The 21,621-nt window shown below is 32.7% G+C and carries 18 protein-coding genes; 1 reads left to right on the top strand and 17 read right to left on the bottom strand.

The window, feature by feature from the left end; genetic code table 11:
* The first annotated feature begins 112 nt into the window (after nucleotides 1–112).
* Nucleotides 113–361, top strand: a complete 249-nt coding sequence (locus B2R82_RS11825; protein WP_286925042.1) for a hypothetical protein — start codon at nucleotides 113–115, stop codon at nucleotides 359–361.
* A gap of 13 nt (nucleotides 362–374) precedes the next feature.
* Here the strand turns inward: B2R82_RS11825 and B2R82_RS11820 are convergent, their stop codons facing one another.
* From B2R82_RS11820 to B2R82_RS11740, 17 genes are all read right to left on the bottom strand, one after another.
* Nucleotides 375–2,108, bottom strand: a complete 1,734-nt coding sequence (locus B2R82_RS11820; protein ID WP_286925041.1) for a phospho-sugar mutase — start codon at nucleotides 2,106–2,108, stop codon at nucleotides 375–377.
* The gene (locus B2R82_RS11815; RefSeq protein WP_286925040.1) at nucleotides 2,105–3,394 is read right to left on the bottom strand and encodes a glucose-6-phosphate isomerase; all 1,290 of its coding nucleotides are present in this window, start codon (nucleotides 3,392–3,394) and stop codon (nucleotides 2,105–2,107) included. Before B2R82_RS11815 ends, B2R82_RS11820 begins: the two co-directional genes overlap by 4 nt.
* 92 nt (nucleotides 3,395–3,486) lie before the next feature.
* On the bottom strand, nucleotides 3,487–4,455 hold the full coding sequence (gene galE / locus B2R82_RS11810) for a UDP-glucose 4-epimerase GalE (protein ID WP_286925039.1): 969 nt from the start codon (nucleotides 4,453–4,455) through the stop codon (nucleotides 3,487–3,489).
* Complete coding sequence (gene galU, locus B2R82_RS11805) at nucleotides 4,452–5,336, bottom strand: UTP--glucose-1-phosphate uridylyltransferase GalU (RefSeq protein ID WP_286925038.1); 885 nt, start codon at nucleotides 5,334–5,336, stop codon at nucleotides 4,452–4,454. The genes galE and galU overlap by 4 nt, the downstream gene beginning before the upstream one ends.
* 128 nt (nucleotides 5,337–5,464) lie before the next feature.
* Nucleotides 5,465–6,856 carry an undecaprenyl-phosphate glucose phosphotransferase gene (locus B2R82_RS11800; RefSeq protein WP_286925037.1) on the bottom strand — a complete coding sequence of 464 codons (1,392 nt, stop codon included), beginning with the start codon at nucleotides 6,854–6,856 and terminating at the stop codon, nucleotides 5,465–5,467.
* A 26-nt stretch (nucleotides 6,857–6,882) separates the two neighbouring features.
* Nucleotides 6,883–7,749 carry a glycosyltransferase family 2 protein gene (locus tag B2R82_RS11795; RefSeq protein ID WP_286925100.1) on the bottom strand — a complete coding sequence of 289 codons (867 nt, stop codon included), beginning with the start codon at nucleotides 7,747–7,749 and terminating at the stop codon, nucleotides 6,883–6,885.
* Nucleotides 7,750–7,757: 8 nt separating this feature from the next.
* Nucleotides 7,758–8,717: a glycosyltransferase family 2 protein gene (locus B2R82_RS11790; RefSeq protein ID WP_286925036.1), complete on the bottom strand. Its 960-nt coding sequence runs from the start codon at nucleotides 8,715–8,717 to the stop codon at nucleotides 7,758–7,760.
* Nucleotides 8,718–8,779: 62 nt separating this feature from the next.
* Nucleotides 8,780–9,631, bottom strand: coding sequence for a dTDP-4-dehydrorhamnose reductase (rfbD, locus tag B2R82_RS11785; protein ID WP_286925034.1), 852 nt, complete (start codon nucleotides 9,629–9,631; stop codon nucleotides 8,780–8,782).
* Nucleotides 9,631–10,641 (bottom strand): dTDP-glucose 4,6-dehydratase, encoded by a 1,011-nt coding sequence (rfbB, locus tag B2R82_RS11780; protein WP_286925033.1) that lies wholly within the window; start codon nucleotides 10,639–10,641, stop codon nucleotides 9,631–9,633. Before rfbB ends, rfbD begins: the two co-directional genes overlap by 1 nt.
* 5 nt (nucleotides 10,642–10,646) lie before the next feature.
* A complete protein-coding gene (rfbC, locus tag B2R82_RS11775; protein ID WP_054770209.1) occupies nucleotides 10,647–11,210 on the bottom strand; it encodes a dTDP-4-dehydrorhamnose 3,5-epimerase in 564 nt (187 codons plus the stop codon).
* A 13-nt stretch (nucleotides 11,211–11,223) separates the two neighbouring features.
* Nucleotides 11,224–12,096, bottom strand: coding sequence for a glucose-1-phosphate thymidylyltransferase RfbA (rfbA, locus tag B2R82_RS11770; protein WP_286925032.1), 873 nt, complete (start codon nucleotides 12,094–12,096; stop codon nucleotides 11,224–11,226).
* Between the two features lie 44 nt (nucleotides 12,097–12,140).
* Nucleotides 12,141–13,805 (bottom strand): glycosyltransferase family 2 protein, encoded by a 1,665-nt coding sequence (locus tag B2R82_RS11765; protein WP_286925031.1) that lies wholly within the window; start codon nucleotides 13,803–13,805, stop codon nucleotides 12,141–12,143.
* 80 nt (nucleotides 13,806–13,885) lie between these two features.
* Nucleotides 13,886–17,083, bottom strand: a complete 3,198-nt coding sequence (locus tag B2R82_RS11760; protein ID WP_286925030.1) for a glycosyltransferase — start codon at nucleotides 17,081–17,083, stop codon at nucleotides 13,886–13,888.
* Nucleotides 17,084–17,206: 123 nt separating this feature from the next.
* Nucleotides 17,207–18,394 (bottom strand): ABC transporter ATP-binding protein, encoded by a 1,188-nt coding sequence (locus B2R82_RS11755; RefSeq protein ID WP_286925029.1) that lies wholly within the window; start codon nucleotides 18,392–18,394, stop codon nucleotides 17,207–17,209.
* Between the two features lie 10 nt (nucleotides 18,395–18,404).
* Nucleotides 18,405–19,193 carry an ABC transporter permease gene (locus tag B2R82_RS11750; protein WP_286925028.1) on the bottom strand — a complete coding sequence of 263 codons (789 nt, stop codon included), beginning with the start codon at nucleotides 19,191–19,193 and terminating at the stop codon, nucleotides 18,405–18,407.
* 60 nt (nucleotides 19,194–19,253) lie between these two features.
* A complete protein-coding gene (locus tag B2R82_RS11745) occupies nucleotides 19,254–20,783 on the bottom strand; it encodes an O-antigen ligase family protein (RefSeq protein ID WP_286925027.1) in 1,530 nt (509 codons plus the stop codon).
* On the bottom strand, nucleotides 20,776–21,297 hold the full coding sequence (locus B2R82_RS11740) for a tetratricopeptide repeat protein (RefSeq protein ID WP_286925026.1): 522 nt from the start codon (nucleotides 21,295–21,297) through the stop codon (nucleotides 20,776–20,778). Before B2R82_RS11740 ends, B2R82_RS11745 begins: the two co-directional genes overlap by 8 nt.
* Nucleotides 21,298–21,621: the final 324 nt, after the last annotated feature.

The following is a 21,621-nucleotide window of genomic DNA, read 5'->3' as shown; positions in this document are numbered from 1 at the left end:
TCTGAAAAGTAGCTTAAATTCGTATTCATCTCACCACCTATAGAGGTGTGAGACTTCTGCTGAAAGAAGTTAAAAAAATAGATAGATTTAAAATAGAAGAGAGGTGATAGGAATGGAGGAAGTTTTAAGCGAACTAAAACAAATGAATCAACGTCTTAATTCTATTGAGAATCGCCTTGAATCTGTGGAAAATCAGCTTGCAGTAATGGAAGTTGAACAACAGCAAATTAAACAAGCTGTTTTAGAAACAAATGAAAAAGTAAACCGATTAGAGGCAATTCAAGAAAGCCAACATCATATTATCGAACTATTGTCAGTGCGCTCAATCCAACAAGAAGCGGAATTAAAACGTCTTCAATAATGTGCACGCCCACTTAAAAAAGTGGGCGTTTTTTAATAGGATCTCTTTTAACCTCAAATGCAGCCTGAAGTCGCTTTAATTTATCTTTTGCTTCTTCTGCTGTTTGTCCAACAACACCAAAATAAAACTTACATTTTGGTTCTGTACCTGATGGACGAATAGCGACCCAAGAGTTATCCTCTAAAACATACTTCAGTACATTTTCTTTCGGTAATGTAATGTTCTCAGTAGTGCCATCTGCTAAAGTCGAAATACTTGTTAAATAATCCTCAAAACGTTTAACCGCTATCCCACCTATGGATGTAGGCGCGTTTTGGCGAAGGTTATTTAAAATAGCTTTCATCTCTTCCTGACCATTCTTACCTTCAAATACTTGAGAAACTAGTGCCTCTTGATAGGTACCAAATTGCTCATATAAGCTTTGCAGACCATCTAATAAAGTTTGCCCTTTCTTGGCATAAAAAGCAGACATTTCTGCAACCTTCAGTGCAACCTGTACAGCATCCTTATCACGCACAAAAGTTTCTATTAAATAGCCATAGCTTTCTTCATAGCCAAATACATATGAATAATCACCAGATTGCTCATATTCTGCAATCTTCTCAGCAATATATTTAAAGCCTGTTAATGTGTTTACTGTCGTTACGCCAAATTTTTCGGCAATCTGAGTACCTAATTCCGATGTAACTATTGTTTTCAGCATAACGCCATTGCTAGGTAGCGCTCCAAGTTGTTGCTTAGTAGACAATAAATAATGAAGCAATAAAGCACCAAGCTGGTTGCCTGTTAACAGCTCATAGCTATCTACATTTCTAACAGCCACACCTAAACGGTCCGCATCTGGATCAGTTGCCAGCAAAAGATCTGCTCCAACCTGTACACCAAGCTTCATAGCTAACTCAAAAGCTTTTGATTCCTCTGGGTTAGGATAAGATACTGTAGGAAAATCACCATCCTGCACAGCTTGCTGCTCTACAATATGTACCTGTTGAAAACCAAATGCCCGCAACCCTTCACTAACGGGCACCAAGCCGGCACCGTGCAAAGGTGTATAAACAAGTTTCATATCCAATGCAATATCTTGATTTTCCTTTAAGCTTAAAAGACTTGATAAATACGCATCATCCAAATCACCTGCAAGCCAAGTAACAAGCTCTTGCTGTTCTAAAAACGAGAGATCCTTCACTTGAATAGCAAAAATATCCTCAATTCCATTCATATAGCCGATAATAGCTTCGGCAAATTGGGGTGTTAACTGTGCACCATCCTCACCATAGACTTTAAACCCATTATATTGCTTCGGATTATGGCTGGCAGTAATGACCACACCTGCATAAGCATTTAATTTCCGAACCGTAAACGACAGCTGTGGGGTTGGTCTTGCTTCCTTGTAAACATATGAACGAATACCATGTGCTCCTAGTACACTCGCAGTCTCACAGGCAAACTCATATGAAAAATGGCGTGTATCAAAGGCAATAACAACACCACGCTTTTTAGCAGCCTCGCCATTCGATTCAATATAACGAGCAAGACCTTCAGCAACACGACGAATCGTATAAACATTTATACGATTCGTTCCAGCGCCTAAAACACCACGCATCCCACCAGTACCAAAGGACACATATTGATAAAAACGGTCTTCGACTGCTTGTTCATCACTTGCAATTAAGGCAAGCTCCTCAGCTAAATAGCTAGGAAGTGACTGCTCCAACCAGCCATTATATAATTCATGGACATTCTTCATTTACTTATCACCTTTTCTTCTTTCAGCAACTCTAGCATTTTACGTTTATAGGCCTCAACACCAGGCTGATCAAATGGATTAACCTCTAGTAAGCAAGCACTCATTGCACAGGCCTTCATAAAGAAGTAAATCAAATACCCAAGATGATAAGCATCTAGCTTAGGTAATTCTAATTGAATAACAGGCACTTGCCCCTCTGCATGTGCAAGGGCCGTTCCTTGCTTAGAAATTGCATTAATTTCATTAAAAGTACGAGTCGACAAATAATTCAAGCCATCCTCATTGCGAGCATCGAATGGTACAGCTAAATCGCCCTCTATTTCATGGAAGTGTAACAATGTCTCAAACATAACACGACTCCCCTCCTGAATAAACTGCCCAATGGCATGTAAATCAGTGGAGAAATTAACAGTAGAAGGATAAAGTCCCTTATGCTCTTTCCCTTCACTTTCACCAAAAAGCTGCTTCCACCATTCATGGAATTTATTGAGTCCAGGCTCAAAGGAAGCAAGCAATTCAATGGTATAGCCTTGCTCATAAAGCATATGTCTCATTACGGCATATTTGTAGGCATCATTATGACCCAAATCCTCTTCTGCTAACTCTGTTGCTGCATAACGTGCACCATCCATTAAAGCACGAATATCCACACCTGCTACCGCCACAGGCAATAAACCTACAGGCGTTAATACAGAATAACGCCCACCCACATCAGCAGGAATGACAAATTGACGATACCCAGCCTTATCAGCTATCCCCTTTAAGATGCCTTTTTCCGCATCTGTCGTGACAATAATACGCTCCGTTACCTTCTCGCCATAACGCTCCTCCATATATAAACGCATTACACGAAAGGCCAACGCCGGCTCCATTGTACCGCCTGACTTCGAAATCACATTGACATATACTTGTTTCGTATCTAAATAAGTGAGAAGCTCCTTAATATATGCACCGCTCATATTCAAGCCAACATAGACAACCTCAATGCCACCCTTAGCCAGCCCAAAATAAGGCATCAGCGCCTCCTGGATTGCACGCGCACCTAAGAAGGAGCCACCAACGCCTACAACAACCAGGACATCCGCACAAGCTCGAATTTCACTTGCCACACGTTCAATAGAGGTAAGTAGTCCCTCTTGATTTTGTAAGGGTGATTCGATCCAGCCTGTTAATGGATAATGTGGTAATGCGTTATGGATATTTTTTACTCGATCTTTATATTGAATTAGATCACTATCATCTAGCGAACAATTCAGCAATGTTGTTTTTACAATTTCTGCAAACACCATAGAATCCTCACTTCTTAAGGTAAATTTTGATATGTATATTATGACATATAAAAAAAAGAAAACCAACTCGAACCATGTCGAGTTGGTAATTAGAATTGCTTTTTATGCCAAGTCCATGCACTTTTGATGATATCTTGAATGTCCAATTGGGCCTTCCATCCTAATTCTGCATAAACTTTACCGGCATTGGCAACTAACTTAGCAGGATCACCAGCACGTCGTTCAACATATTGTACATTGGCTTTTTTTCCTGTTACCAGCTCACATGTTTCAATGATTTGCTTTACTGAATAACCATTGCCATTCCCTAAATTATATGTGGCGGTTTCAATAGTAGAACTTAATAATGCCTCTAAAGCTAATAAATGTGCCTTGGCTAAATCAGTGACATGAATATAATCTCGGATACAAGTACCATCAGGTGTATCATAGTCAGTACCAAACACTGAAATGGAGTCTCTTTGTCCCCCTAAATGCTGAAGAATGATGGGGATTAAATGCGTTTCTGGATTATGACTTTCACCAATTTCAGCTGTCTCATGTGCTCCCGCAGCATTAAAATAACGTAATACAACATATTTCATCTGGTAGCTTGGTGCAAAATCTGCCAGCATTTGCTCAACCATTAACTTTGACTGACCATACGGGTTAATAGGATTAGTAGGTGTCTTTTCATCAATGAAATCAACAGTTGGCATACCATACGTAGCAGCGGTAGAAGAGAAAATAAATTTATTAATTTCATTACGCTTCATAGCTTTTAACAAATTCAATGTGGATGCTACATTATTCTCATAGTATTTCATAGGATCAATCACAGATTCACCTACTAAGCTAAAGGCTGCAAAATGTATAACCGCTTCAATTTTATATGTATCAAATATTCGTTGAACAATTGTCGAATCTCCTAAATCACCTTGTATAAAAATTGCCTTTGCATCAACTGCCCAACGGTGACCTGTACTTAAATTATCAAGTACAACTACATCATAGTCCTTTACTAAATCCTTTACAAAATGACTACCAATATATCCAGCACCGCCAACAACTAAAATCATAAAATTTCACCACTTAACTGTTTCGCTTTTTTTAAGATAATTTCTTTTACACCCTCACTTAAATCCTCACGTTCTAATGCAAAATCAATAGTCGTTTCAATAAATCCTAATTGCTCACCAACATCATAACGACGCCCCTCAAACTCATAGGCAAACACTCGTTGAATGCCATTTAATGATTCAATGGCGTCAGTTAATTGAATTTCGCCGCCCTTCCCCTTCTTCTTCTCATCTAAAAATCGGAATATTTCAGGTGTTAATACATAGCGCCCAATTATCGCAAAATTGGATGGTGCATCCTTTAATGTAGGCTTTTCCACAAATTGCGTCACTTGCATCAATCGATTGCCAGTGTTAACTGGATCAATTACACCGTATCGATGGACATCCTCATCGGGTACCTCTTGTACACCAATTACACTAGATAAGGTATTCTCATATTGATTCATTAATTGTTTTAAACAAGGCTCTTCACTTTTCACAACATCATCACCAAGCAGGACAGCAAATGGTTCATCACCAATAAATTTACGAGCACACCAAATGGCATGCCCTAATCCAAGAGGCTCTTTTTGACGAATGTAGTGAATTTCTACGCTAGCAGATTCCTGAACCTTTTCAAGCATATCTAATTTTCCTTTTTCAATTAGGTTCGTCTCAAGCTCTAGTGCATTATCGAAATGATCCTCAATGGCTCGTTTACCCTTACCCGTTACAATAATAATATCCTCAATCCCAGAGGCAATTGCTTCTTCCACAATATATTGAATCGTTGGCTTATCAACAATCGGCAACATCTCTTTTGGCATGGCTTTAGTAACTGGTAAGAAACGTGTTCCAAGTCCTGCTGCTGGAATGATGGCTTTGCGGATTTTTTTCATATAATGTCACTTCCTTAAAAAACAAAATATCATGAATACTTATTGATTTTTTTACTTACCTTTTCTACAAGTAGATTATCCCGATTCACCAGCTAGCTTCAATCGTTATGAATCATTTATACTCAATACTAATATGCATTTTTATTTACAAAGCCATTGATGATTGTCTTCATAATAATTTTAATATCAAATAGTAATGTCCAATTTTCAATATACTGGATATCATGCTCTATTCGATCTTCAATTGAAGTATCTCCTCGTAGCCCGCATACCTGAGCCCAGCCAGTAATTCCTGGTCTCACATGATGTTTTATCATATATTTCGGGATTTCTTCTTTAAATTGATCCACAAAATAAGGTCGTTCAGGTCTAGGTCCTACTATACTCATATCGCCTTTCAGCACATTAAAAAATTGAGGAAATTCATCAAGACTAGTTTTTCGCAAGAAAGTACCAAATTTAGTTCTTCTTGGGTCATTTTCAACAGTCCATTGCGTATTAGAGGCTTCAACAGGCATATGCTTCATAGATCTAAATTTATACATAGAAAACGTTCTTCTATTTAGCCCCACACGTTCCTGCTTAAATAAAATAGGACCTGGAGAAGTTAATTTCACGCCAATTGCGATTACCAATAGCAAAGGAGATGTAACAAGTATCGCACAAAGTGCAAAAACAATATCAAATAATCGCTTCAACACTCTATTCACATATTCATCTAAAGGTATGTCTCTGACATTAATGACTGGTAGATCTCCAAAACTTTCAAAATGCGGAGTTGCAGGTAGTATATCGTAAAAGTCTGGAACAATAGATACCCGAACTCCCGCTTTCTCACACATTTCAATAATTTGATGATATTTAGAAAACGCTGTTAAGGGTAAAGCAATTACGACTTCGTCAATAATGGTATTTTCTAATGTTGTCGATAAATCCTCTATTTTACCTAATATTTTCTGTTCTCTATTAATTTGTTTAAAATCATCTAAAAAACCAATTGCTCTAAGCCCATACTCAGGATGATTATCCAAATTCTCGATATATCTTTTTCCGACGGAACCCGCTCCTAAAATTAAAACAAACTGTTGATTAAAGCCCTTTTTTCTCATCGCTCTTAAAAATTGCTTAACAAAAAAACGATACGTGACGATAATCAAAAATCCAACTAGTAAATAGATTGCTAAGAACATCCTAGATATATCTATTGTCTTAACAATAAATAACACACTTAATAAAACAAACATACTATAAATTTGGACTTGAACTATTTTAGAAACTTCTTTTGCAAACTTCATTTTCCTTTTCGGAACATATAAGCCAATCAAAAAACCAATAGCCAAAAATGCAACTGAGTAAACAATGTTCCAAATAAAATAATCTGCTAATGGCAAATATGATCCTTGTTGCTCTTTATTAATCACAAAGCGAAAATACCATGCAACAGCAAATGCTAATTGAATAAAGATGAAATCTGTTGTCATATATAGCTGTGTAATAAAGCGCTCTTTTCCTCTTATCACTTTAATCACCTATTTAACTTTATAATTTAATGTACTTTTTTCAAAAAGTTACTAATAGTAGCGAAGGCTAGCTTTAATGTAATTCCTGTATAAACTACACTATTAATAAAAAAATTATATTTTTTTGCATAATGTTTTTTATGGAATAAATACATGGCTCTATGAAACTCATAAACTATTTTAAATGGTTTTTTTCTACTACTTGCTCCCTTATAATGAACAATTGAAACAGTAGGATTATAAACTATTCGCCAGCCAGCCTCTTTTATTCTAAAACACCAGTCTATATCTTCCCCATACATAAAAAATTCTTCATCTAATAGACCCACCTGCTCTATTACTTCTTTTCTTACCATCATAAATGCACCTACTAAACAATCAATATCATGTACTTCTTTCATATTTAAATAGCTTTTATGATAGCTATTATATTTAGGGCTAGTAGGGTATTTTTGAGCTAATCCTATCATATAATAGAAGGAAGCTTCTGGAGTCGGAAAGCCCCTATGGCAAGCCTTATCCAAGGTACCATCAGGTAAATTTACTTCACAGCCAACAGCGCCAATATCCGTTTCTCTATCCATGAAACAAATGATTGTATCTAATGTGTTTTCATTCACTATAGTATCAGAATTTAACAATAATACATATCGGCCACTACACCTTCTTATTGCTTGATTATTTGCCTTGGAAAATCCGACATTTTCTTTATTAGATATAACCTTAATATGAGGGAATAGACTTTTGATTTGCATTACAGAGCCATCTGAAGAAGCATTATCTACTACAAAAACTTCATATTGAAAATTCAATTTTGAGTTTAAAACTGATTGAATACAATCAATTGTTAGCTTTTTTGTATTATAGTTTACGATTACTATACTTAAATCCATTTTAATTTTTACCATATTCCTTTAAAATATTGATAAATCTTTTTTGAAGGAGCTGTTCTACATGATTGTATAAATTTTTTCTTATTTTTTAAAGTTTTATACTCTTTAAAAAGAAGTTTATAGGCACTGAAAAGCTTTGGTTCTTTGAAGATGATATAAACTAAACAAGTTACTTCGTATATAAAAATAAAAGGAAAATGCAATAAAAAGTAAAATAAATTATCATTCTTTATCACATAAAAATGTCTATTAATATAGGAATGTTTTCTAGTTTTAAGAGAAATATTTTTCCTCGATTTATTATCCTTCCAGCCTCTTTCATGTTTTGCAATTGCTTTAGGGACAAAACATATTTCCCAACCTGCTAATCTAGCTCTCCAACTAACATCTACATCTTCTTTATAGGCAAAAAAACTTTCATCAAAAAATTGTCCATCTTCTGAAATCATGTCAATCATTTCTCTTTTATAAACAGCCGCAGCACCTGAAACGCCAAAAACACTTATCTCATCATCAAATTGTCCTTGGTCTACTTCTCCACTTCCTCTATCAACTGCACGACGATTTTTCTTTATATTGATCCCTGTACTGTCAATAATGTGTGATTCTAAATCTCTATATAATTTACCAGTTGCTGCACCAACTTTTTCATTTAACTTCATAAATTCTATAATATGTTCTATATAATATTTATCTAAAATCACATCCGGATTCAATACTAAAACATAATCTGTCTTAGCATAGTTTAAACCTTGGTTATGACCACCCACAAATCCGCTATTTATGTTATTTTGAACAAAATAAACATTCGCATAATGAGATACAACATCTTTAATACAATCATTTGAATTATTATCGATTACTATTATCTTCTCAACTGGATATGATTGTGAAATAACAGAATCTAAACAATCTTCTATATAACCCGCACTATTAAATGTAACTATTTGAATAGCTATACTAGCCAAATTACCCCTCTATTCCTTTTATAATACATTTTAATTATAGCTTTATAAATAAAAATAACAATCTAAAGAAGATTGTTATTTTTGTTTATATATTCACCTAAAGCTTCCTTCCAATTTCTCCTAGGAATAAAGCCATTGATTCGAATTGACAAATCACCTAAGACAGAATAAGCAGGACGCTTTGCAGGTCTTGGGAATTGACCTGAAGTTAAAGGATTAACTTTGATATCTTTATTAGCCAATTTAAATATTTCTTGAGCAAATTCAAACCAAGAGCATGTTCCACTATTTGTACAATGATAGATACCATATTTTTCGGTTTGTACTAACTCAATTAAAAACTCTGCTAAGTCCACTGTATAAGTAGGAGACCCCACTTGGTCATGAACAACACCCAGTTCGGATTTTTCCTCAGCTAATTTTAGCATGGTCTTCACAAAGTTAGGACCATACTCTCCATAAACCCAAGCTGTACGTACAATAAAGTATTTTGTGTTGAGCGTTTGTGTTAAAAACTCACCAGCATACTTTGATTGTCCATACACTCCTAAAGGATCTACATTCATATACTCATTGTACGGTGAAGTTGCTTGTCCATTGAAAACATAGTCAGTACTAATATAACAAATTTTCGCTCCAACCGTTTCTGCTGCTACAGTTAAATTCCGCTGTCCCACAGCATTTACTTGAAAGGCCAATTCTTCGTTCGTTTCTGCTCCATCAACATTTGTATAAGCAGCAGCATTAATAATAATATGAGGCCTGATATCATTACATACAGTAAGCACACTCTCTGTATCCGTGATATCTAACTCAGTTTTAGTAAATGCAAACAAATCATGCGAGCTATTTGATAATTGTTTAACAAGCTCCTGACCAAGTTGTCCATTAGCACCTGTTACCATAATCTTCATTACAATTTACCACCGTACTGTTGTTGATAGTAGTTTTGATAATCTCCTGAAATGATATTTTTCCACCAGGATTGATTATCTAGATACCATTGCACAGTTTCTTTTAAGCCTGTTTCAAATGTATATCTTGGTTCCCAACCTAACTCTTTTTGAAGTTTAGTAGGATCGATTGCATAACGACGATCATGACCTAAACGATCTTCTACATATTGGATTAATGATTCTGGCTTATCAAGCTGCTTTAAGATTTCTTTAACAACCTCTAAGTTCGTTTTTTCATTATGTCCACCCACATTATAAACTTCACCATCAATGCCTTTATGTAAAACCAAATCAATGGCACTACAATGATCTGTTACATGTAACCAGTCACGAACATTCTTACCATCTCCATATACCGGAAGTTTTTTATCATTTAATGCATTAATAATCATTAATGGAATCAATTTTTCTGGGAAATGGAATGGTCCGTAGTTATTAGAACAACGTGTAATATTTACTGGTAATCCAAAAGTTTCATGATATGCAAGTACAAGCATATCTGCCCCAGCCTTACTAGCACTGTATGGACTATTTGGAGCTAGTGGCGTTTGTTCAGTAAAGTAACCATCTTCTCCTAGTGAGCCATAAACTTCATCAGTAGATACTTGTAAGTACTTTTTGATGTTATATTTTTTAGCTGCATCTAATAATACTTGAGTTCCTTGAATATTTGTTTGCACAAAAATTCCAGGGTTTGTAATACTTCGGTCAACATGTGATTCTGCTGCAAAGTTAATCACAGCGTCTACATCATTACCAATTAACTGATCCATCGCCTCTGCATCTGTTATATCAGCCTTGACAAATTGATAATTTGGCCTGCCTTCAGATAACTTTAAATTCTCTAAGTTACCTGCATATGTTAAAGAATCAACGTTAATAATTGAATACTCAGGATATCTATCAACCATGTAATTAACAAAGTTACTTCCGATAAATCCAGCTCCACCTGTTACTAGAATTTTCATACTTATCATTCCTTACCTTTATAAATAAATTGGCTTTCTAAATCCTTTAGGTTTGGGTGCTTGGTATCTTTATCAGATAAAATTGGTTTCGACGTAGGCCAGTCTATATTTAAATTTGGATCATTCCAAGCAATTCCACGATCGTGCTCTGGAGAATAATAATTATCTACCTTATAAAGAAATTCTGTATTTTCAACTAATGTACAATAACCATGTGCAAAACCTTGAGGTACCAGTAATTGTCTTTTATTATCCTCGCTCAAAATAAACCCTTCCCACTGTCCGTAGGTGGGGGAACCTTCACGAATATCAAGAATTACATCAAATACAGCACCTTTTGTTACCCTTACTAGCTTCGTTTGAGCAAAAGGTTCAAGCTGATAATGTAATCCCCTTAACACACCACTCTCTTTTGATAATGCATGATTATCTTGTACGAAATTAAAAGAAAAACCTTGTTTATCCAATAATTTAGCATTATAAGTTTCCATAAAAAAACCACGATGATCCCCAAAAACTTTGGGTTCCAAAATATAGGCATCTTTTAGTTTTGTTTTAATAAAATTCACTTTATAGGACCCCTTATAACTTTTTATTTGCCAACTTAATTAAATATTGACCATAGCCATTTTTCTTTAGCGGCTCTGCTAGCTCTAGCAATTGATCTCTCGTAATATACCCTTTTCGGAAGGCAATTTCCTCTAAACATGCAACCTTTAAGCTTTGACGCTTTTCAATTGTTTCGATAAATGATGAAGCTTCTAGTAACGATTCATGTGTTCCTGTATCTAACCAAGCAAAGCCTCGTCCTAGTAACTCTACATGAAGATTTCCTGCTTCTAAATAGGCTTTATTAACATCCGTAATTTCAAGTTCTCCACGTGCTGATGGCTTAATAGATTTTGCTACTTCTATAACACTATTATCATAAAAATATAAACCTGTTACAGCATATGTCGATTTCGGATTTACTGGCTTTTCTTCTATAGAAATGGCCTTTCCATTTTCATCAAACTCTACTACACCAAAACGTTCTGGATCATTTACATTGTAGCCAAAAACAGTAGCCCCCTCTTCTCTAGAGGCTGCTCGTTCTAACATAGATGTAAATTTGTGCCCATAGAAAATATTATCTCCTAAAATAAGTGCTACAGAGTCATCCCCAATAAATTCCTCACCTATAATGAAGGCCTGTGCTAGGCCATCTGGTGATGGTTGTACTGCATATTCTAAATGTATCCCTAAATCTTCACCATTACCTAATAATTGTTCAAAGCGAGGTGTATCTTCAGGTGTTGATATAATAAGAATTTCCTTAATTCCTGCTAGCATTAATACAGATAGTGGGTAATAAATCATTGGTTTATCGTAAATCGGTAATAATTGTTTGGAAACTGAACGAGTGAGCGGATATAGACGAGTTCCACTACCTCCAGCCAAAATTATTCCTTTCATATTATACACTCCGTTCTCTCTTAAATAATTAGTAGTTTAATTATCTATTTAATTATTGGGTAAAATCTATCTCTATCTTCCAAAATAGAATTGTATTTAGATAATATATAATTTCCCTCATATTGGGATAGCCAGTTTTTCTTATTAGATTTTGCTAATTCCAATGGAATCATTTTGATAAACATTCCTTTTGAGTTAATGCGTAAACAATATTCTATTAGAGACATTGGAGTTTTTAACACTTCATCGAAATATCCAATTTTTTCAAAAACCTCTTTTTTAACCATCAAAATATGTGGGCTCGCTGAAGTAAAGTTCTGAGAAATTCGATTCCTTGAAAAATAACCATTAAAGTTTCTATTAATACCATTATGAATATCAATTATCTTCTTCTTAGTAATTGCTAAACCAAAACTTTCAACTCGTCTGTTAAATATTATTTTAGGAGCTATAGCTCCTACATGGTTAAATTCAGCTTCAAGTATCATTCTTTCTAACCAATCTGATACAAGTATCTCAGTATTATAATTAATAAACACACATAGCTCAAATTCATTTTCCATTAAAATAGAATTCATTTGCCTAGAAAAATTAAATTTCTCCATTACAATGACTTCACAATTTTCATTAAACTCATATAACACTTGAATCTCATTTAATATGATGCATTTAGCATTCTTTAATCGCTCTATATTCAATTGCTTATAGTATTTAATTAACTTTTGACTATTTTCAAATTTCCCATTTGCAACTATTAATATCTTTTTATCAGTCAACTCTTTCTCTTTGAAATCTCTTACAAATATACCTGGTAATATACTTTGATTAACTATTATATCTTTATTTGTTTTCCTATAATAAGCTTCTAGTGATTTTTGTCCAGCAGTTATAGCATACTGCTTAATACCAATATTTCCTGCTGTTGAAGTTTCACTAATTCTCCAATGGTAAAGAATTTTAGGTATATGATATATATTATTGGTTATTTGGCTCAGTCTTAAGATAAAATCATAATCTTGACTACCATCAAAATTAGAGTTGAATCCACCTAAATAGTTCAACAATTTACTATTAAAGACTAGAAAATGGCATACATAGTTATAACTCATTAACGTATCTGGTGCCCAATCTGATTTTCGATGTGGCTTCAATCTTCTCTTACCATTCTTTGATATTTTATCTTCATCAGTGTATATTACATCTGGAGCTTTACTACATATAACTTTATAACATTCTTCCAAAGCATTCAGGTGTAACAAATCATCATGATCTAACAACCCAATATAGTCTCCTGTGGCCATTTTTAATGCTTCATTAGTATTAGATGATATACCTAACTTTTCTTTAGAAGCCTTATATTTTATTCTAGAATCAATTTCACAATATTTTTTAACTATTTCCTCAATCCCTCTTTTCTCACTTCCACCATTGTGTAAGCAGAGTTCAAAGTTAGTATAGGTTTGGTTTAAAACTGATTCTATCATCTTCTCTAAAAAAAAGAGATTGGTATTAAAAAGAGGAACTACTATGCTATACTTCATAGCATTATTCTGAAATTTGCTATCTTTAATAGAAAAAGATGTATTATCATCTAAACTATCGTAGTAATTATATTTCTTAAAAAACGTCACTTTTTCTACACATAAAAAAAACAATTTGGTAATACCATACAATTTAATATAACGTATAACCTTCAACATAACTCTCATTATTTTCTCCAATTTGTTTCTTTAAATACAAGGGCTATTAAATTTATCAAAATAATAATATTAAAATACCTTATTTATTATTATTCAATAAATATTTTTTCTAGTTCATTAATACTCTTATCCCAATTCCATTCTTCTGCAGTTTTCAAAGCATTTTCAGAAAATAATTTTCTTAATTTTTCATTATTTATTAATTCTACTAGAGCCGCTTTTGCTTGTTCAATATTTCCTAACTCCACCACTTTTCCATTTACACCATCCATAACAAATTCATCAATACCATTGAATTTATTCACGACGCAAGTATTACCGCATGCCATCATTTCTAAAGCTGGTAAACAAAAGCTCTCTACTTTGCTCATCTTTAACAAAATATCACAACTCGAATAAATATATCTCATTTTATCCATCGGTACATTTTGGTATAAATAATCGCATTTCCATTCTTTTTTAGGTATACCCGCTGTACTAACACATACAACTTCACAATCTAAATCCTTAACTACTTCAAACGCTTCCTTCATTCCCTTAAATGGTACATCAATCGGTCCCTCAAGTAATATTCTTACTTTATCCCCTTTAGGAATCAAAGGTTCTGATGGTTTCATAATTTCTAAATCTACACCATTAGGTACATAATATGATTCTTTTCCAAAGGTTTCTTTTAACCAACTTTGGATCCATTTAGCCATAGTAATAAATTCAAAATTCATTTGATAAGTTTGAAGAGCGGCTTTGTATTCTGGGGAATTTTCAGAGAAAAACTTGCTTTCATCAGATTGGATGAAATAGTATTTTTTTGATGCTGGTATAGATTGAATTGTATACGCTGTCTTCCAATATGTCGCAATTACTATATCCAGATTATCAGGTACTTTTTCGATTGGTATGACTTGAACTTTTAAGTTAGGGAACCAATCTATTGAATCAGTCCCATCCTCTGTATATATATAAATATCATACCCTCTTTCTAATAATTGATTCGCATGTTGACAAATAACAGCTAGTCCTCCAGATATCCCTGTACCAGATACTACATAACCTATTTTCGGCTTCATCTTCCCAATAATTTTGTGTTCTTTTAGGGTTAGCTTTTCCCACTTATCATCATTTTCTTTAAATGACAATTCCAAATTTCCTCCATGAAGTCGTAGGTTTGTTAAAATTTCTGGGATAGCTTTAAATTTATACCCGTGATACGCAAGTCTTAACCACAATTCATGATCTTCTCTATATCTCATTTTGGTTTTCAAACCACCAACTATTCTTAATGGCTCTAACCTTACCATCACAGTACTCTGACATGGAACACAAATTTTCTTTAAAAACTCATAATCACAATCTGGACTATAAACTTCTTGTTTATCTTGTAAATCAATATCTCGAGTATCTTCTACAATGGCTCTCCATCCACCGTAAACTACATCAACTTCATACTTAGATAAATATTCTAACGATAATTGTATTCTATTAGGCTCTGCTATATCATCGCTATCTTGGAAAGCTAAGTATTCGCCTCTAGCTTCTTTAATAGCTTTGTTTCTTCCTCTCACTGCATTCCCACTATTAGTATTAAATTTAAATATTCTAACTTTAGGATTATTTTTGTACTCATCAACAATTTTTAATGTATTGTCTGGTGAACCATCACAAACTAAAATTAACTCGATATTGTGATATGTTTGATTCAAAATAGACTCTATACTTTCCCTTAACACATCTTCTCTATCATAAATTGGAATCACCACTGAAACCAGTGGAACAGAAAGAGCTTGGGAAGTATAATGATTGGATCTTAGATTAACCAAATTCGGTTTCCTTAAAATTTTATTAGCTATCTTATTTGGATTTTTAACAACCTTTTTAATTTTTATTAAGCCTCTCCTAAATTTTTCACCATATATCCAAACCTTAGTACTCGTCATTTCTAAAACTTTTTGATTTTTTTCTTCAACTAATTCCAATAGATACTTGTTATTAGCTTCTTTTTCTTCAACTAGTACTTTTAGGTGCTTAAGTTCATCTTTCAAGGATTGATTGTTATTTTCTTTTTCAGCCAATTTCACTTTTAATATATCCAAATGCTCTTGTTGAACATTAATCTCGTTCTTTAAGGTGTTAGTAAATTTATCAATTATACTGGGGTCTGTTAAATTTTCAACAATAGTATCTTTCAAAATAATACTCTGTAAATCATATAGTGAATTTTGCATACTCTTTATAAGATTTTTTCGATAGTTATTATATTCATATTCTCTTAAAAATGCTTGATTACTTCTATTTATTGGATATAGCTTTTTGATATTTTCTAAATCTACGTTTTCGCTATTTTTTTTAATTTCAAATAATAAAACCTTGATATTGTTTTCTAAGCTAAATTCATCTATTGCTTTTTGGTATAATAAATCAACACTTTTTAATGTATTACTATATCCTCCAAGAATTTTATTTTTGATATCTTCAGTATTAAATTTCTGACTAAATCCTCTTCCTGAAAAATTATAATATTTAGCTTTTTCATAGTTTTCCTCATTAATCCATCCCGGTCCACCATGAACGTCGTAACAAAAAACAGGTATTCTTAAGGCTAAACAATATTGTACTGTTTTCCCTATTGTAATAACCGCATCATATTTTAATAATAGTTCTTCTGTTACCTCAACAGGAGTATTGTTTATTCCGTATATATCCAATTCAATTTGCTCTTGCTTCAAATAATCATCTAATTTTTGAAGTTCTGCAGTTACATGGTTAGATACAATACAAATCCTTTTAATTTTTTCTTTAAACTCTTTTCTAAATTTTACAAAATAGCTTTTTGGTGCATAATTAGGAAATAACCTTATATTTTTTTCATTGACTCCTTCAGCCTTCAATTGATTAAAGGTTTCCATACTATTTGCTAAACATAATGTTAACTCATTTACGTATATTGGTGGGTATTCTAATGGCTCAAATGGAGATAAACTACTAAATATTACTTTATCAGTTATAACTTCTTTTTCAAAAATCAAATAATTTAAAATTGGCACATGATGTGCCCAAATAATATCATATTTTTTTTTTTCCAATTCTTCCATTAATATATTTTTAACTATTATTTTATTATTTTTGATTAACTCTTTAACTGGATATCCAAACTGTAATGTAGCAATTTCCACATCAAACCCTAGTTCTTCAAGTTGAATGGCGATACTTATAGCATTAATCTCTGCTCCTGCATAATCTACAAGTGAATGACAGGTTAGCAAAATGCTACTCTTTTTATTTTCTAGCAACTTGATTCCTCCCTATAAAAACACATGCTTAATAATAATTAGTTAATAAAACATATAAGTGTCAATATATATATATTAAAATTAGTTATATACTAAATATATTTCCTGATTACTCTGTTTCAATTAGTAAATCCATTCATGCTTACTTCTAAAATATCCTTCTGCAATAGGGATACCGTCTCTATTTGATTTATTTTCAACTCTGAATTGAGCAATATTGTCCTTTCTGTCATAATGAAACATTACTAACTCGTCTGAGATTGATACTGAAATCCGGTAAACCCCTTTTAAAAAATCATTTTTAGGAATTTTTAAACAAACTTTTTTGTTCTGATTATTAAATTCAATATCATCTCGCACAGTGTTATAAAGAGTAACAATTTCATTTTTTGAATTATAAATTAATACGCCTATCCCATAATTATAAACATTCTCTCTAAATCCTAAGTAAATATTCAAAGTTATTGTTTCATCTGTTACATACGTTTCTTTATCTAAAATTACATTTTCAATATAAATTTTAGATTTGGGATTAGTATTAAAATTACCTACTTGTGCTTCTATTATCTCGGCCTGACTTTCAACCCAATCCACATATTCACTGCACACGACTTCAGCAGATCCATTCATTCTTAATACACCTTCATGTATCCAAATTGCTCTATTACAAAAATTTCTAACACTTGGTACAGAATGACTTACAAAAAAAATAGTTTTCCCTTTATCTCTAAAGCTTTTCATTTTTGTAAACGACTTCTCTTGAAAATACATATCTCCAACAGATAGAGCTTCGTCTATTATTAAAATATCCGGATCCACATTAATTGCTACAGCAAAAGCTAACCTTGCAAACATTCCGCTAGAATATGTTTTCACAGGCTGGTATACAAAATCTCCAATTTCAGCAAATTCTATAATTTCATCTAACTTTTCTTCTATTTCTTTTTTAGAAAAGCCCATTATCATTCCGTTTAAATAAATATTTTCAATACCTGTTAACTCTTGATTAAATCCTGCCCCCAACTCTAATAAAGCTGATATTTTTCCACTTATCTCAACATGACCTTCTGTAGGATTTAAAACTCCAGTTATAATTTTTAATAATGTCGACTTCCCAGAACCATTTTTCCCTAGTATACCTATAATCTCTCCTTTATTGACTTCTAAAGAGATATTATCTAAAGCTCTAAATTCTTTGTGGTACTTTTTTTTAATTGGTGATATTGATTCTTTTAAACGGTCTATTGGTTTATCATAAATCTTATATGTTTTGCTTAAATTATTAACTTTAATTACAGTTTCACTTCCCATAATTCCCCTCCTACAACAAATCAGCGAAATGTGGTTTTAGTCGCTTAAATACCCATACTCCAATAACAATCAATAAAATTAGAATAATAAAATTATAAAATGTTAGATAGGGCTTTTCCCAAAACCAAACTTTATTAATAAAAGAGTCTCTATACCCATCAACAATATAAAACATAGGGTTTAATTTTATAAAAATCTCATATTTTTGAGGCAGCATTTCTATTGTCCATATTATTGGTGTTAACCAAAAACCAAATTGGAGCATCATTGCGACAATTTGCCCTGTATCTTTTAAAAATATCATTAATGCTGATGTTATATATGCTAAAGCAGATACCATAATTAACATAAAAGTTAAATAATAAATAATTTGTAGATAATATAGATCTGCCCCATAGCCAAGTCCTAAAAACAAACATAGCGCAACTATAATAAAAAACAAATGTACAAATAATGAACTACAAATTGAAATAACAGGTAAAACAAAAACTGGAAATACTATTTTTTTTACAAGATGAGTATTTTCTATTATAGAAGTAGTGGCACTAGATACTGCTTCTGAAAAATAAAACCAAGGAATAATACCTGCTATAAACCATAAAAGAAACGGATAATCGTTTACCGGTAACGATTTAAATCCTACTTCAAAAACAAACCAATATATCCCAATCATAATAGTTGGTTGTATAAATGCCCAAAGAATCCCCAACTGAGACCCTAAGTACCTATTTTTAAAATTTTGTTTTGCTAAACTGAAAATAATGTTTCTATTATTATTTACATTTTTTATTACATTCATATAGCTACCTCTTCATTAAAAACTTATTGCAAACGTATTTTAATTTAATATTAAATATTTTTAAGACAAATTAAATTTATTAATATCTTTTTTATATAGTATTCCTAGAAAAACCATCATCGGTGCAGCTGTCCCTGGTAATGTATCATTAAATACTGCTTGAAGTAAAAAAGCTAATACTGCTAAAGCCAAAATTACTAACTTATTTCTTCCATTAATAATCACTTTTAAACTATTCAAAACTATAAATACAACAATTGCTAAAAAGGCTATAAACCCTATAATTCCAGTCCCATATAAAACCCCAATATACATATTATGAGGCTTATCCACAATTACTGTTTCGGTTTCAAGATTCGCTCTCGCATCTTTATTATAATGTGGGAAATTATAGATTAAAGTATCGAGGCCATAACCTAGGATTGGTCTCTCTTTGACTAAATCCATAATATATGTCCAAATATAAACACGTCCAGATCCTGCCCCTACACCTGAAGGAGCAACCTCTGGAAGCTCGAAGCTGTTATCTGATGCATAAGCTTTTTCCAAGTCGAAAAGATTTTTATTTAAAACAGTTGCTTCTTCTTTATATGGGTTACTAGAAATAAAGAAACCGAATGTTTCATCCCAAACCTTGGCGTTTTCTCCTGCTAATATATGAATTCCTGCAACAGAAATAGCACAAAATGCTACTATTTGAATAAAAGCAATTACCTTCTTTTCATTTTTAAGGGCAATCCATAAAATGAAAATCATCATTGCTACGATTGTTAAAAATCCACTTGTAGATAATGACATAAACACTATAAAAACTGCAATTGTCGCCATAACAAAACTAAAGATTTTATCAAATACCTTTTTATCAGTTAAGCTTTTAGCTAGAAACATGATGACTATAACTGCAAACATACCACTCATATAGTTCCCATGGTTTAATGTTCCTAATAATACAGAACCTTCACTTAAAGATGCTCCTTCAGGTAAAAACGCTGTAAACAGCTTTTGTGCCCAACTTTTTTGAAGTAAATCTTTCCCATAAAAATTTAATGTAATAATAACAAAGTTAATTAAAACAAACGGGACAGTAGCGTAAATAATATATTGAATAGCCTTCTTAGGATAGTCAATATTCATCGCAATAAAGAATAACGCTAAATAACATAGCCAGCTAATTGCCCCATCAGTACGATTGTATTGACCATGCAATGCAATAGAAATGTTTGGTGAAAAAATTGTTGATAACACAATTGCTACAGCAAATGCTCCTATTGCATAATTCAGTTTCGTTTTTCGAATTTCACCGTTCATAAATAAAATTTTGGCCAAGAACATGATGCCTGCTAATACTGTTATAACTAATACTGCTAACGCTTTATAGTGCGTAAAAAGGTCACCCTTTGTCCCACCCGCTAGAGCACTTACATTAGTTATCATCGGTGATTGAACCTCAACTACGCTCGCCATAACGATTAAAGGTACAAATCCAATGACAATAAGAAGTAGCCCAAAAATCCATTTGTCTACAGATTTTTGTGATTGTATATCTTCTTCAGTATCACGATAGGCGACTTTTTCGTAGAACTTACTCATTTTTAGTACCTTCCTTTAATTGCAAATTTTCGACTTCTGCTAATAACGCTGCTACATGCTCTTGATAAGTTGGAATATCTTCTAGTGTCCATTGAGATTCCTGACAACGCAATAACACGATTTTTGCCTCTTCATATTTTTCAGCACTGACAAAAATTTCGCCCATTTGAATCATAAATCTTGGGTCTTCCACTTTATATGGATTAATATCTAAGACTTTTTGCATATGTATTGCAGCCTGCTTCATATCCCCTTTTTGTGCCATATTTAGACTAGCTGCATAATTAGCAATTTCTGAATTTGGCTGATCCTTTAAAACCTGTGAAAGTGCTACCTCTGCCCCTTCTAAATCTCCACTAGATTGCAATTGTAAAGCATGATTATATAAAGACTCGTCCATCATAAATTCCTCATCTTGTTTGTTTGCCAAAACATTTGCCACAATTAGTCCAATTACAATAAATGCGACAATACCTGACAAAATATATTTTCGTACGGGTTCCGTAAATGTCATTGTAAGTCTACCTTCCTCTAATTATGTTTTTTTACACATAAGGTCATTATACTATAAAATGCCATCCACATGTAGGTTGAAATCCCAATTATAATTGAAAATACCCATATACTTATGATCAGCATAATAAATTTATAATGAAGGTTAAAAGTTTAATAAGAATACCTCCCCATTAGTTTTACAATTTATTCCGAGTTATATTATGTCTAATTTTAATAATAAATTTTTACATTAAATTCTGTTATGAATCCTTATGATGCTTTTAACTCTCCTACCTTCAAAGGATTTAATGAACAAAAAATAGAATCTAAGTAATATCTTTAA

The sequence above is a fragment of the Lysinibacillus sp. UBA6686 genome (assembly GCF_002455205.1).
Lineage (GTDB): Bacteria > Bacillota > Bacilli > Bacillales_A > Planococcaceae > Lysinibacillus > Lysinibacillus pakistanensis.
The sequence above is the reverse complement of the archived record's forward strand: the minus strand, read 5'-3'. Positions and strand labels throughout refer to the sequence as shown.